Source organism: Pseudomonas lactucae (genome assembly GCF_036688725.1).
In the GTDB taxonomy this organism is placed as follows: Bacteria; Pseudomonadota; Gammaproteobacteria; order Pseudomonadales; family Pseudomonadaceae; genus Aquipseudomonas; species Aquipseudomonas lactucae.
This window is the reverse complement of record NZ_JAQQPT010000007.1, coordinates 150,616-163,216: the sequence shown is the minus strand read 5'-3', so window position 1 is coordinate 163,216 and position 12,601 is coordinate 150,616. Positions and strand designations below refer to the sequence as shown.

Here is a 12,601-nt window from a genome sequence, read left to right as displayed (position 1 = left end):
TGCCAGTGCCTATCGATAAAAGGAAGAATGTCATGCCTGATCGCAAAAAACTGGAAGAACAGGTCGAGATCCTGCGCGGGCAGTTGGAACAGAAACCGCTGCTGTCTGAAGAAAAACGTGAAGCGCTGGAAGAATTGATCGCCAAGTTCGAAGTACAGCTGAAAATGGAACCGGCCACCCAGACACCCAGCATCGCTGACGATGTGAACCGGGCAGTGGAAGGTTTTGAACTGGATCATCCTGGCATTGCCGGGACACTGCGCAATATTGTGATTACCTTGGGCAACATCGGCATTTAACCCAAGCCTAAGCCGGATACAGAACCAAATGTGGGAGGGGGCTTGCCCCCGATAGCGGAGTCAGTCACAACATCTGTGTCTGAATATCCGTAATCGGGAGCAAGCCCCCTCCCACATTTTGGTTGTGTGTGAAGGCTTATTGGCGCGCCAGGCGCACGTTCTGGAACGCTACATCCTCAGTACTGCGATACGGGTTGATATCCAACCCACCCCGGCGCACATAGCGCGCATACACCGTCAATTTTTCCGGCTTCAGCAGGCGCTGCAAGTCCAGGAATATGCGCTCCACACATTGCTCATGAAAATCCGAATGCTGGCGAAAGCTCACCAGGTATTCCAGCAAACTGGCGTGATCCAGTGCCGAACCACGGTACTCCACCACCACGCTGCCCCAGTCGGGCTGGCTGGTCACCGGGCAGTTGGACTTGAGCAGGTGGCTGTGCACGCTCTCCTCCAGCACGCGCGAATCATCGCAGCGCAACAGCTCCGGACGCGGGTGCTCGTAACCGCTGACGTTGATGTCCAGGTCGTCGATACACACACCCGGCAGCGCCATCACCCCTTCGGCTTCGATCTCGGCCAGGCTGCGGATACGCACACTCACCGGCTTGCCGGCAGCGGCACTGAGGTCCGTGCGCAGGGTCGCTTCCAGGCCTTCGATATCGGCAAACACGGTCTGGTTCAGCGAGTTGAGGTACAGCTTGAACGACTTGGACTCGATGATATTCGGCGAGTCGGCCGGGATGCTGAACTCACCGATCGCCACCACCGGCTTGCCCGACGGCAGCAGCCAGGACAATTCGAAGCAGTTCCAGAAATCCACGCCTTTGTAAGGCAGGGTCTCGGCGCTCAGGCCAAGCTCGGCCCACTTGGCCGCGCGAGGGATCGGGAACAGCAACGAAGGCGTGTAGGTGCTGATGTATTCACTGGACTTGCCCAGCGGCGAATGTTCGGCTGCGGGATGCATGGCGGAAACCTGGCTAAATAAACCGCGCCAGTCTACCAGCCTTTGCCTGAGCTCTTAAGCGGCACCTCACTCAACGGTCAGCTTGCCGACCATACCCGCCTGGTAATGCCCGGGCAGGTTGCAGGCGAACTCCAGGCCCGTGGCCTGAGTGAAGGTCCAGGTCAGTTCGGCGGTTTTACCAGGCTCGACCAGTACACTGTTAGGGTCATCGTGTTTCATGCCGCCCATATCACCATGGCCCCTATCACCATGACTCATGGCGCTGTGGTCCATCTTGCCCATCCCCGTGGAGGTGAGCATGCCGCTGGCCTGCATCTGTAACATTTCCTTCTGGTGTTCGGCGTGCATCGCCGCGTCACCGAGGTTGAATTCGTGCAGTAGCTGGCCCTTGTTGACCAATACAAAGCGAACGGTCTCACCGGCCTTCACCTCCAGCGACTTGGGCGAAAAGGCAATATCCTGCAGCGTGACGTCCACCGTGCGCGTGGCCTTGTCCGCCGTTGCCGGCTGGCCGAACGCATAGGTATGTGTCGCGTCGGCCATCGCATCGACACTCAACGCCAACAGGCAACCGGCCAACAACAGAGGTGTACGCAATGCCATCGAAATTCTCCCCATATAAGTAACCCGCTTGTGCAGCACTTTAAGATGACGTCGCTGCCAGCCAACTGACTGCTAGATTACAACTTTGTCAGGTTGCGCCCTTGGCCTGGCACCCGCGGTATAAAGCCCGTCGCCACCCGTTGCCAAGAGCTGCCCATGAAACTGCTGATCGTCGAAGACCAACCGAAAACCGGCCACTACCTGCGCCAGGGCCTGGCCGAGGCGGGGTTTACCACCGAATTGGTCGCCGACGGCACCAGCGGCCAACACCTGGCGCTGACCGGTGATTACGACCTGCTGATCCTCGACGTGATGCTGCCCGGCCGCGATGGCTGGCAAATCCTGCAGGCGGTGCGCAGCGCCGGCCTGGATATTCCGGTGCTGTTCCTCACCGCCCGCGATGCGGTGGAGGACCGTGTGCACGGCCTGGAGCTGGGCGCCGACGATTACCTGGTCAAACCCTTCGCCTTTTCCGAGCTGCTCGCCCGCGTGCGCAGTCTGTTGCGCCGTGGCAGCAGCACGCCCCAGGACACCGCCCTGCAACTGGCCGACCTGCGCCTGGACTTGATCCGTCGCCGTGTCGAGCGCGACGGTCAGCGCATCGACCTCACGGCCAAGGAGTTCGCGTTGCTGGAGCTGCTGCTGCGCCGCCAGGGCGAAGTGCTGCCCAAGACCTTGATCGCCTCCCAAGTGTGGGACATGAATTTCGACAGCGACACCAATATCATCGAAGTGGCGATCCGCCGCCTGCGCCTGAAAGTCGACGACAACTTCCCCAACAAACTGATCCACACCGTACGCGGCATGGGGTACGTGCTTGAGGAGCGCCTGTCTTGATCAAGCGCCTGTCCCTCGCCAGCCGCCTGGCGCTGCTGTTTGCCGCCTGCACCGCCGTGGTCTCGCTGATCGCCGGCGTGCTGTTCAACCACGCCAGTGAGGCGCATTTTATCGAGCTGGACCAGCAACAGCTCGACAGCAAACTCATGGCGCTGCGCAGCACCTTGCAAGGTGTCGACTCGCTGGATACCTTCGTTCAACGTGAAGCGCAATTGCGCGCCGACCTCACGCGCCAGCCCGACCTCAGGCTACGCATCAGCGCTGACGGCCGACGCTGGCTGGACGATGCGCCGAGCGTCAACCTGCCGACGGCGCCCGGCCTGTATAGCCTGCAAACGGCCGGCACCGATTACCGCGTGTACAACGCACCGCTGATGGCAGGCCAAGCCGGCTCGCCGCAACTGAGCCTGATGCTCGACATCACCCACCACCAGCACTTTCTGCAACGCATGCAGCATTTGATCTGGCTCACCGTCGGGCTGTCCGCCCTGGCTACCGCGCTGTTGGGTGCCTGGGCCGCACGCAGCGGGTTGCGCCCGTTGCGGCGCATGGGTGAAGTGGCCGCCGGCGTGTCCGCCCATTCCCTGACCCAGCGCCTGCCCCAGCAGCAGATGCCGACGGAACTGGCGGAACTGGCCCAGGCCTTCAACGCCATGCTCGGCCGACTGGACGATGCGTTCCAGCGCCTTTCAGCCTTCTCCGCCGATATCGCCCATGAACTGCGCACCCCGCTGTCGAACCTGCTGACTCACACCCAGGTCATCCTCACCCAGCCGCGCCCGCTGGAGGATTACCGCGAGGCGCTGCACAGCAATCTGGAAGAGCTGCAATGGATGGCGCAACTGGTCAATGACATGCTCTACCTGGCCAAGGCCGACCACGGATTGTTGATGCCCAAGCGTGAACCCCTGGCGCTGGCGGATGAAGCAGAGGCGCTGCTGGAGTTTTTTGCATTACTGGCCGAAGACGCACAGGTTTCGCTGGTACGCGAAGGTAGCGCCCACACGGCCGGGGATCGCGGCATGCTGCGTCGGGCCTTGTCGAACTTGCTGGATAACGCGCTCAGGTTTACCCCCGCCGGTGGCGAAGTGCGCGTACGCATGATGCAAAGCATGAAGGGCGTGACGCTGACGGTGGAAAACACGGGAGACGGCATTCCGACGGAGTTGTTACCCCGGTTGTTTGATCGGTTCTACCGGGCCGACCCGGCGCGGCATGAAGGCAGCAGCGAGCATGCAGGGCTGGGGCTGGCGATTACCCAGTCGATTGTGCGGGCGCACGGGGGGAGGATTTTTTGTGAATCTGGGGCGGGAGTGACGCGGTTTGTGATTGAGTTGCCGGCTGGAGATTGAGGCAAGCAGTACCGGCCCTATCGGGGGGGTAAGCCCCCGATAGCAGTCTAAAGGCTTACGAATACCTCAGCGCATGCGCCGGCTCGATCTTCGCCGCCCGATACGCCGGATACAACGTCGCCAAAAAGCTCAACACAAACCCGGCCGTGCAAATCAGCAGCACATCCCCGCCTTGCAGCTCCGAGGGTAGGTTGCTGACAAAGTACACATCCGAACTGAAGATATGCTGCCCGGTCACTCGCTCGACCCAGCCCACCAACTCGCTCACGTTCAACGCCGCAATCACCCCCAGCACACCACCGATCAAGGTGCCGACGATGCCGATCACGGTACCCTGCACCATGAAGATCGCCATGATCTGCCGTGGCGTGGCGCCGATGGTGCGCAAAATCGCGATGTCCGCGCCCTTGTCGTTCACCACCATGATCAAGGTGGCGATGATGTTGAACGCGGCAACGGCGACGATCATCAGCAGCAACAGGCCGATCATGGTCTTTTCCATTTTCATCGCGCTGAACAGGCTGCCCTGGGTGTGGGTCCAGTCATCGGGTTTATAGCCGGCGCCGAGGCTGCCGGCGATATCCGCCGAGACGCTGGGCGCTGCGTACAGGTCTTTGACCGCCAGGCGCACGCTCTGCACCTGGTTGGGCTGCCAATGCTGGATTTCTGCGGCGTCAGCCATGTGGATCAACGCCATGGAGCCATCCAGCTCGGCGCCGACCTTGAAGATCCCGACCACGTTCAACCGCTGCATGCGCGGAGTGATGCCGCCCGGTGCGCTGCTGATTTCCGGCACGATCAGGGTCACTTTGTCGCCCACATTCAGGCGAAAACGCCGGGCGGTGATGTCGCCGATCACCACGCCGAACTCACCGGGTTTCAAATCCTCCAGCTTGCCCCGCACGATATGCTGGGCAACGATCGACACCTTGCCTTCCTGAGCCGGGTCGACGCCGCTGATCTCGATCGGCTGCATCGCGCCCTTGTAGGAGAACATGCCGTCCATTTGGGTGAACGGAACGGCGGCGGTCACTTGCGGGTTTTTCATCGCTGCGGCGGCCACCGGCTGCCAGTCATCGATCGGGTTCACGCCGACGATGGTGGCGTGGGGCACCATGCCGAGGATGCGCGAGCTCATTTCGCGCTGGAAGCCGTTCATCACCGACAGCACCACGATCATCGCCAGCACGCCCAGGGCGAGGCCGATCATCGAGGTCATCGAAATAAACGAGACAAAACGGTTGCGGCGCTTGGCGCGGGTATAGCGCGTGCCGATGAAAATCGATAACGGTCTGAACATTCGCGGGCACCGTTGAAAAAATGGAAAACCCGGCGTCGGACGCCGGGCTTGAAACGGGTCAGATGGCGACCAGATGACCTTCCTGCAGGTGCAGCACACGGTCCATCTGCCGGGCCATGCTCATGTCATGGGTCACCACCAGGAACGCAGTGCGCATCTGGGTGCTCAGTTCCAGCATCAAATCCTTGATGCCCTGGGCGGTGTGGGAGTCGAGGTTGCCGGTCGGCTCGTCGAGCATCACCAGCCCTGGGTTGTTCACCAAGGCTCGGGCAATCGCCACACGCTGGCGCTCGCCGCCGGACAATTCAGCCGGTTTGTGCTCCAGGCGATGGCCCAGGCCGACGCGCTCCAGCAGGGCCTTGGCGCGTTGGCGGGCCTGCGGGATCGCGGTCTTGCCGATCAGCAGCGGCATGCACACGTTTTCCAGGGCGGTGAATTCCGGCAGCAGGTGGTGGAACTGGTACACAAAGCCCAGCGACCGGTTGCGCAACTGGCCACGGGCCTTTTCATTCAGGGCGGACAGTTCTTCACCGGCCAACCAGACGCTGCCCTGGGACGGCGTATCGAGGCCGCCCAGCAGGTTCAACAAGGTACTTTTGCCCGACCCGGAACTGCCGACGATCGCCACGCGCTCGCCCGGATGCAGCTCCAACTGCAGATTGGACAGCACCACCACGGATTCCGGGCCTTCCTCGTAGGATTTGCCCAGGTTGCGGCAGCTCAGGATTGCTTTTTCACTCATGCCCGATTCACTCATAACGTAAGGCCTGTGCTGGCTGGGTACGTGCCGCGCGCCAGGCTGGATACAGGGTGGCAAGGAAACTCAGGACCAACGCGGCGCCGCCCACCATCAACACGTCCTGGGCCTGAACCTGGGACGGCAAGTAATCGATGAAGTAGACGTCGGCGTTGAGAAACTTGTGGCCGATCACTTTTTCAAGCAAGGCAATGGCGGCGCTGACGTTCAGCGCGGCCAGAATACCGACCGCCGTACCGATCAGGGTACCGACCACGCCGATCACGGTGCCCTGCACCATGAAAATCGCCATGATCTGCCCCGGCGTGGCGCCGAGGGTACGCAGGATGGCGATATCGCCCTTCTTGTCGTTCACCACCATGACCAGCGTGGAGATGATGTTGAAGGCGGCAACGGCGACGATCAGCAGCAACAGCAGGCCGATCATGGCTTTTTCCATGCGGATGGCCTGGTACAGGTTGCCGTGGGTACGGGTCCAGTCGCGGGCGTAATACTGGCTTTCGCCCAGCTGCTGGGCGATTTCCCAGGCGCCGCGCGGGGCGTCGAACAGGTCGGAGAACTTCAGGCGCAGGCCCTGCACCTGGTCCGGCTGCCAGCGATGCAGGCGCGCCAGGTCGGTGAGGTTGGTCAGGCCGAGGTAGCCGTCGATCTCGCCGGCGCCGACGTGGAAGGTGCCGACCACGGTAAACCGCTTCATGCGCGGGAACATGCCGGCCGGGGTCACGGTGACCTCCGGAGCGACGAAGGTCAGCTTGTCGCCCAGGCCCACGCCGAGCTTGGCCGCCGCCTTGTCGCCGATCACGATGCCAAAGCTGCCGGGCGCCAGGTCATCGAGTTTGCCCTGCAACATGAACTTGTCGATGATCGAGACGTTGCGCTCCTGGGCCGGATCGATGGCATTGAGCAGGATCTTCTGCACCTTGCCGTCGTGGGTCAGCAGCCCCTGCATCTGAGTGAACGGCGCGACGGCCAGCACTTTGGGGTTCTGCTTGACCTTGGCGGCCAGGCTTTGCCAGTCGCTGATGGGCGCATCGCCCTCGATGGTCGCGTGGGGCACCATGCCCAGCACGCGCGTGCGCATCTCATGATCGAAGCCGTTCATCACCGACAGCACCACGATCATCACGACCACGCCCAGGGCGAGACCGATCATCGAGGTCAAGGAAATGAACGACACAAAATGATTGCGACGCTTTGCACGGGTATAACGCGTGCCAATAAATACGAAGAGAGGTCTGAACATGTCGGGGCTTGTTCGGAGGAAAAGAAGACGTCCCGGTGGCGGGGTCTGGTAAGCAGCTTTACACTCAGACCATTACCGTTACCTGGGGTTCGCCATGTCGACATTAGATGAAGAAGAGCGCCGCGAATACTACCGTATCGACGACATGATCGCACTCCAAATCAGCACATTGTCTGGCCCCGAAGCGGCGAGCAAGGAAGTGTTGCTGGATGATTCGCCGCTGTTCAATCTGCTCAGCGAACTGCACCTGAGCGAATTCGAAGCCCAGCACCTGCTGCGCCAGATCAGCGAGAAAGATCGCAGCCTGGCGGCCTTCCTCAAAGTGCAGAACAAGCGCCTTGACCTGCTCAGCCAGGTCATGGCCCGCGGCCTGCTGGCTGAAGTGGGCGCGCCGCAGCCGGTGATCCTTTCCGAGGGTGGCATCGACTTCCAGCACCCTACCCCGCTGGCCCCCGATACCCATCTGGCGGTCAAGCTGGTGCTGATGCCCCAGGCACTCGGCCTGCTGCTGCGCGCGCGGGTGACCCATTGCGATCCAAAGGGCAGCGTTTTTGACATAGGCACCGAATTCGAAGCCATGACCGATGCCCAACGGCAACTGCTGGCGCGCTACATCCTGCAGAAACAAGCGCAGGAACGCCGCCTGGCGCGGGAAAAGAGCGACGCCCAAGACACCTGATTTCGTATTGACCTGGCCAGAAGAGCTGGCATTAAGGAGCAACTGTGACCCTGATTTACGGCCATCGCGGTGCCAAAGGCGAAGCACCGGAAAACACCCTGACCAGCTTTCAGGAATGCCTCAAGCACGGCGTACGCCGTTGCGAACTGGACTTGCACCTGTCCATGGACGGCGAACTGATGGTCATCCATGACCCCACCCTCAAACGCACCGCAGACCGGCGTGGCAAGGTCGTCGAGTATTCGGCGGCGGACCTGGTGAAGATGGACGCGCGTAAAGGCGGCCCAGGCTGGGTGAGCCCCTGCCCGATCCCGCGCCTGGAGGAGCTGTTTGAAAAGTGCGACTTCGATCACTGGCAACTGGAAGTCAAAAGCGCCTCGCGCACGCGCGCCGCGACCACTGTGCTGGCGATTCGCGAGATGGCGGTACGGTTCGGCCTGATGGACAAGGTCACAGTGACCTCGAGCTCTCGGGAAGTGCTGAAGGCGGCGGTTGAACTCACACCCGACCTGTCACGCGGACTGGTGGCCGAATATGCCTGGCTTGACCCGCTGAAGGTCGCGCAGAACTACGGCTGTGAATACCTGGCATTGAACTGGACGTTATGCACCCCCGAGCGTCTGGAAAAAGCCCAGCGCCAGGGTTTGCATGTATCCGTGTGGACGGTCAACGAACCTGCACTGATGCGCAGGCTCGCCGACTTCGGCGTAGATAGCCTGATTACAGACTTTCCCGGTTTGGCCACTGCCACCCTTGGGAATTACTGAAATCGGTCTCCCCGGCCGGCTCAGGCCACCGGCCGGAGCCGCTCAAAAAAGCCGGTTGAGGCCGTCGTAGGCCGCTACCCGATAGGCTTCGGCCATGGTCGGGTAGTTGAACGTGGTGTTCACAAAATACTTGAGGGTATTTTGCTCACCCGGCTGGTTCATGATCGCCTGGCCAATGTGCACGATCTCCGACGCCTGGTAGCCGAAGCAATGCACGCCGAGCACTTCCAGGGTCTCGCGGTGGAACAGGATCTTCAGCATGCCTTGCGGCTCGCCGGCGATCTGCGCACGCGCCATGCTCTTGAAGAACGCCTTGCCCACTTCATAAGGCACCTTGGCCTTGGTCAGCTCGTGTTCGTTCTTACCGATCGAGCTGATCTCGGGAATCGTGTAGATCCCGGTCGGCACGTCATTCACATAGCGCCAGCTGCCATTGTCGACAATGCTGCCGGCCGCCGAGCGGCCCTGGTCATGGGCGGCACTGGCCAGGCTTGGCCAGCCGATCACGTCACCGGCGCCGTAAATGTTCGGCACGCAGGTGCGGTAGTTCTCGTCCACCTCGATCTGGCCACGGCTGTTGACCTTGACCCCAATGTTTTCCATGCCCAGCTTGTCGGTGTTGCCGGTACGACCATTGCACCACAGCAAGGCGTCGGCCTTGATCTTCTTGCCGGATTTGAGGTGCAGGATCACCCCGTTGTCCAGGCCTTCGACGCGCTCGTACTCTTCGTTGTGGCGCACGGTGATGTTGTTGTTGCTGAAGTGATAGCTCAACGCCTGGGAGATTTCCGAGTCGAGGAAGCTCAGCAACTGGTCGCGGTTGTCCACCAGTTCCACCAGTACACCCAGGCCGCTGAAGATCGAGGCGTATTCACAGCCGATCACGCCGGCACCGTAGATGATCAGTTTGCGCGGGGTGTGACCCAGGCTCAGGATGGTGTCGCTATCGTAGATACGCGGGTGGTGGAAATCGATGTCCGCCGGACGATAAGGGCGCGAGCCGGTGGCGATAATGATGTGCTTGGCTACCAGTTTCTCGACCACACCGTTGGAGCACACCACTTCAATGGTTTGCTCGTCGGCGAAGCTGCCGGTGCCGAAGAACAGGTCGACTCGGTTACGGGCGTAGTAGCCGGTACGCGAAGCGACTTGCTTGGCGATGACTTTTTCGGCGCTTTTCAATACGTCCGGAAACGAGAACCAGCGCGGCTCACCAATGGCCCGGAACATCGGGTTGGTGTTGAACTGCATGATCTGGCGCACCGAGTGACGCAAGGCCTTGGACGGGATGGTACCCAGGTGGGTGCAGTTACCGCCGACCTGGCGACGGCTATCGACCATCGCGACCTTGCGCCCAGCTTTGGCGGCGTTCATCGCCGCGCCTTCTCCAGCCGGGCCGGAACCCAGTACCACCACGTCGTAGTTGTAGACAGCCATGCGTACTCCTCAGAACAGGCCAGGCGTACGGTTGGACGCCTGGCTAAATCATGCCGCGGCCAGCGGGCATGAAGGACAATTTGGCTCAAGTGTGTGAACCGGGGCACAGTCTATATAAGGCTCAACGCCGCGCACATTAACCCTTGGTCGCGTCGTAGGCCAGTATTGCCATACTACATGACGCAAATCAGCGCCGATTTCAGGATGAGCCATTATGCGACAACTCTTTGTGTGTTTAATGCTGATGATGTCGATCGCCGCCCATGCCAATGACGCCGACCGACTCAAGCAGGCTGATTTCCCCGCACAGTTCGAGGGCCTGGCCCGGAAAAACCAGGCGGTGCTCAACTACCTCTGGGCGGATGTCTACGCCGCCGGGTTGTATGCCTCTGCGGATGTAAGCGCCAGACAGGCCTGGGCACAACAACAGGATCTGCGTTTGGTGCTGTATTACTTTCGCGACATCGACCGCAAGGATGTGATCAAGGCCGCCACGGCGACGTTGGAGCGCCAGCAAGCCAGTGCTCGTTTGAAGCCTGAACTGGATCAACTGCATGCACGCTTTCGCAATATCCGCAGCGGCGATCGCTACGCCCTGGATTTTCGGCCGGGGCGCGGTTTGAACCTGGAGATCAATGGCCAGGTGGTGTTCAGCAGTCGAGATACTGAATTGGCGAAAGCCTATATGGGTATCTGGCTGGCGCCGAAGGGGTTGTCGGACAGTTTGCGCGGGCAGTTGCTCAATTGATGCGTCGGCTGAACGACCGCTATCGGGGGCCCTCACAGGCAGCCCAAAACCCACAGCCATAAAAAAGCCCCGAACCAGTCGGGGCTTTTCATTCAACACTCAGGCTTAGCGCGGAAACGCCGGCGGGTTAACCCCAGCCATGTCTTCCATCACACGAACCACCTGGCAGCTGTAGCCGAACTCGTTGTCGTACCACACGTACAGCACGACACGGTTGTCCTGGGTAATGGTCGCTTCCGCGTCCACCACACCGGCGTGGCGCGAGCCGACGAAGTCGGTGGACACCACTTCCTGCGAATTGACGAAGTCGATCTGCTTGTGCAGGTCGGAGTGCAGCGCCATGTAGCGCAGGTACTCGTTCATCTCTTCACGGGTCGCGGCTTTCTCAAGGTTCAGGTTGAGAATCGCCATCGACACGTTCGGCGTCGGTACGCGGATCGCGTTACCGGTCAGCTTGCCGGCCAGTTCAGGCAGGGCCTTGGCAGCAGCGGTGGCCGCACCGGTCTCGGTGATGACCATGTTCAACGCGGCGCTACGACCACGGCGATCGCCCTTGTGGAAGTTGTCGATCAGGTTCTGGTCGTTGGTGTACGAGTGAACGGTTTCGACGTGGCCGTTGACGATGCCGAACTTGTCGTTCACAGCCTTGAGCACCGGCACGATGGCGTTGGTGGTGCAGGAAGCGGCGGACACGATCTTGTCGTCAGCCGTGATTTCACCGTGGTTGATACCGTGCACGATGTTCTTCAGCTTGCCCTTGCCAGGCGCGGTCAGCACAACGCGGTCGATACCCGGGCAGGCCAAGTGCTGGCCCAGGCCCTCGGCATCACGCCATACGCCGGTGTTGTCCACCAGCAGGGCGTTCTTGATGCCGTACTGGGTGTAATCCACCTCGGACGGGCTCTTGGCGTAGATCACCTGGATCAGGTTACCGTTGGCGGTAATGGTGTTGTTTTCTTCGTCGATGGTGATGGTGCCATTGAACGAGCCGTGCACCGAGTCGCGACGCAACAGGCTGGCGCGCTTGGTCAGGTCATTCTCGGCGCCTTTGCGCACCACGATGGCCCGCAGGCGCAGGCCGTCGCCGCCACCGGTTTTTTCGATCAGGATGCGCGCCAGCAGGCGGCCGATACGGCCGAAGCCGTACAGCACCACGTCGGTGCCTTTGCGGGCCGCGGCGTTTTGCTGGCCAACCACGTCGGCCATTTCTTCACGCACGAACTGCTCGGCGCTGCGGCCGGCACCTTCCTTGCGGAATTTATAGGCCAACTTGCCCAGGTCTACCGAGGCCGCGCCGAGCTTGAGCTCGCTCATGGCCTTGAGCAGTGGGAATGTTTCGTGGACGGAGAGTTCGCTGTCGTCGGCGGAGCGATGGCGCGCAAAGCGGTGGGCTTTGAGAATCGCGATGACAGACTGGTTGATCAGGCTGCGGCCATAGATCGAGCTCACCACATTGTTATTGCGGTACAGCTGACCGATAAGCGGGATCATCGCTTCTGCGAGTGCTTCACGGTCGATCCATTCACCAAGACACTGGTCGGGCTTCTGAGTCACGGGAACCTTCCACATGTAGGGGCTGAAAAAAGGGGCTACATTATGTCGCCCGAGTGCC

At 60.9% G+C, this 12,601-nt stretch carries 13 protein-coding genes; 6 read left to right on the top strand and 7 right to left on the bottom strand.

All coding sequences use genetic code 11. The features are described 5' to 3' along the window. Window positions 1–32: 32 nt before the first annotated feature. Complete coding sequence (locus V6M90_RS10190) at window positions 33–299, top strand: DUF4404 family protein (protein ID WP_141064532.1); 267 nt, start codon at window positions 33–35, stop codon at window positions 297–299. Window positions 300–435: 136 nt separating this feature from the next. Here V6M90_RS10190 and queF read toward each other — a convergent pair whose 3' ends face one another. Together queF and copI are read right to left on the bottom strand one after the other, a co-directional pair. Then, the gene (gene queF, locus V6M90_RS10185) at window positions 436–1,266 is read right to left on the bottom strand and encodes an NADPH-dependent 7-cyano-7-deazaguanine reductase QueF (protein WP_003172594.1); all 831 of its coding nucleotides are present in this window, start codon (window positions 1,264–1,266) and stop codon (window positions 436–438) included. Window positions 1,267–1,332: 66 nt separating this feature from the next. Continuing rightward, window positions 1,333–1,869 (bottom strand): copper-resistant cuproprotein CopI, encoded by a 537-nt coding sequence (gene copI / locus V6M90_RS10180; protein ID WP_042944350.1) that lies wholly within the window; start codon window positions 1,867–1,869, stop codon window positions 1,333–1,335. Window positions 1,870–2,025: 156 nt separating this feature from the next. On the opposite strand from copI, the gene V6M90_RS10175 reads away from it, so the two are divergent. Next, window positions 2,026–2,706: a heavy metal response regulator transcription factor gene (locus V6M90_RS10175; RefSeq protein WP_003172591.1), complete on the top strand. Its 681-nt coding sequence runs from the start codon at window positions 2,026–2,028 to the stop codon at window positions 2,704–2,706. Continuing rightward, entirely contained in the window at window positions 2,703–4,058 is a 1,356-nt protein-coding gene (locus V6M90_RS10170) for a heavy metal sensor histidine kinase (protein ID WP_141064530.1), read from the top strand. The genes V6M90_RS10175 and V6M90_RS10170 overlap by 4 nt, the downstream gene beginning before the upstream one ends. A 55-nt stretch (window positions 4,059–4,113) precedes the next feature. On the opposite strand, the gene V6M90_RS10165 is transcribed toward V6M90_RS10170, so the two are convergent. Genes V6M90_RS10165 through V6M90_RS10155 form a run of 3 tightly spaced genes read right to left on the bottom strand, consistent with a single transcriptional unit; the run spans window position 4,114 to window position 7,358 of the window. Then, window positions 4,114–5,358: a lipoprotein-releasing ABC transporter permease subunit gene (locus V6M90_RS10165; protein WP_003172589.1), complete on the bottom strand. Its 1,245-nt coding sequence runs from the start codon at window positions 5,356–5,358 to the stop codon at window positions 4,114–4,116. Between the two features lie 58 nt (window positions 5,359–5,416). Further along, window positions 5,417–6,100: a lipoprotein-releasing ABC transporter ATP-binding protein LolD gene (lolD, locus tag V6M90_RS10160; RefSeq protein WP_165448107.1), complete on the bottom strand. Its 684-nt coding sequence runs from the start codon at window positions 6,098–6,100 to the stop codon at window positions 5,417–5,419. A 7-nt stretch (window positions 6,101–6,107) separates the two neighbouring features. Next, window positions 6,108–7,358 carry a lipoprotein-releasing ABC transporter permease subunit gene (locus V6M90_RS10155; protein ID WP_003172587.1) on the bottom strand — a complete coding sequence of 417 codons (1,251 nt, stop codon included), beginning with the start codon at window positions 7,356–7,358 and terminating at the stop codon, window positions 6,108–6,110. 94 nt (window positions 7,359–7,452) lie between these two features. Here V6M90_RS10155 and V6M90_RS10150 point away from each other — a divergent pair, with 94 nt between their 5' ends. Together V6M90_RS10150 and V6M90_RS10145 are read left to right on the top strand one after the other, a co-directional pair. Further along, window positions 7,453–8,037, top strand: a complete 585-nt coding sequence (locus V6M90_RS10150) for a PilZ domain-containing protein (RefSeq protein ID WP_003172586.1) — start codon at window positions 7,453–7,455, stop codon at window positions 8,035–8,037. A gap of 44 nt (window positions 8,038–8,081) precedes the next feature. Beyond that, the gene (locus V6M90_RS10145) at window positions 8,082–8,804 is read left to right on the top strand and encodes a glycerophosphodiester phosphodiesterase (protein WP_003172585.1); all 723 of its coding nucleotides are present in this window, start codon (window positions 8,082–8,084) and stop codon (window positions 8,802–8,804) included. A 42-nt stretch (window positions 8,805–8,846) separates the two neighbouring features. Here the strand turns inward: V6M90_RS10145 and sthA are convergent, their stop codons facing one another. After that, entirely contained in the window at window positions 8,847–10,241 is a 1,395-nt protein-coding gene (gene sthA, locus V6M90_RS10140) for a Si-specific NAD(P)(+) transhydrogenase (RefSeq protein ID WP_003172584.1), read from the bottom strand. Between the two features lie 214 nt (window positions 10,242–10,455). Here sthA and V6M90_RS10135 point away from each other — a divergent pair, with 214 nt between their 5' ends. Continuing rightward, window positions 10,456–10,989 carry a chalcone isomerase family protein gene (locus V6M90_RS10135; RefSeq protein ID WP_003172583.1) on the top strand — a complete coding sequence of 178 codons (534 nt, stop codon included), beginning with the start codon at window positions 10,456–10,458 and terminating at the stop codon, window positions 10,987–10,989. A gap of 105 nt (window positions 10,990–11,094) precedes the next feature. Here V6M90_RS10135 and V6M90_RS10130 read toward each other — a convergent pair whose 3' ends face one another. Beyond that, entirely contained in the window at window positions 11,095–12,558 is a 1,464-nt protein-coding gene (locus V6M90_RS10130) for a glyceraldehyde-3-phosphate dehydrogenase (RefSeq protein ID WP_332846415.1), read from the bottom strand. Window positions 12,559–12,601 lie beyond the last annotated feature (43 nt).

Excerpts from the sequence above, each read along its gene's own strand:
- V6M90_RS10190 (WP_141064532.1), top strand. The coding sequence starts at position 33 with ATGCCTGATCGCAAAAAACTGGAAGAACAGGTCGAGATCCTGCGCGGG.
- queF (WP_003172594.1), bottom strand. The coding sequence starts at position 1,266 with ATGCATCCCGCAGCCGAACATTCGCCGCTGGGCAAGTCCAGTGAATAC.
- copI (WP_042944350.1), bottom strand. The coding sequence starts at position 1,869 with ATGGCATTGCGTACACCTCTGTTGTTGGCCGGTTGCCTGTTGGCGTTG.
- V6M90_RS10175 (WP_003172591.1), top strand. The coding sequence starts at position 2,026 with ATGAAACTGCTGATCGTCGAAGACCAACCGAAAACCGGCCACTACCTG.
- V6M90_RS10165 (WP_003172589.1), bottom strand. The coding sequence starts at position 5,358 with ATGTTCAGACCGTTATCGATTTTCATCGGCACGCGCTATACCCGCGCC.
- lolD (WP_165448107.1), bottom strand. The coding sequence starts at position 6,100 with ATGAGTGAAAAAGCAATCCTGAGCTGCCGCAACCTGGGCAAATCCTAC.
- V6M90_RS10155 (WP_003172587.1), bottom strand. The coding sequence starts at position 7,358 with ATGTTCAGACCTCTCTTCGTATTTATTGGCACGCGTTATACCCGTGCA.
- V6M90_RS10150 (WP_003172586.1), top strand. The coding sequence starts at position 7,453 with ATGTCGACATTAGATGAAGAAGAGCGCCGCGAATACTACCGTATCGAC.
- sthA (WP_003172584.1), bottom strand. The coding sequence starts at position 10,241 with ATGGCTGTCTACAACTACGACGTGGTGGTACTGGGTTCCGGCCCGGCT.
- V6M90_RS10135 (WP_003172583.1), top strand. The coding sequence starts at position 10,456 with ATGCGACAACTCTTTGTGTGTTTAATGCTGATGATGTCGATCGCCGCC.
- V6M90_RS10130 (WP_332846415.1), bottom strand. The coding sequence starts at position 12,558 with ATGTGGAAGGTTCCCGTGACTCAGAAGCCCGACCAGTGTCTTGGTGAA.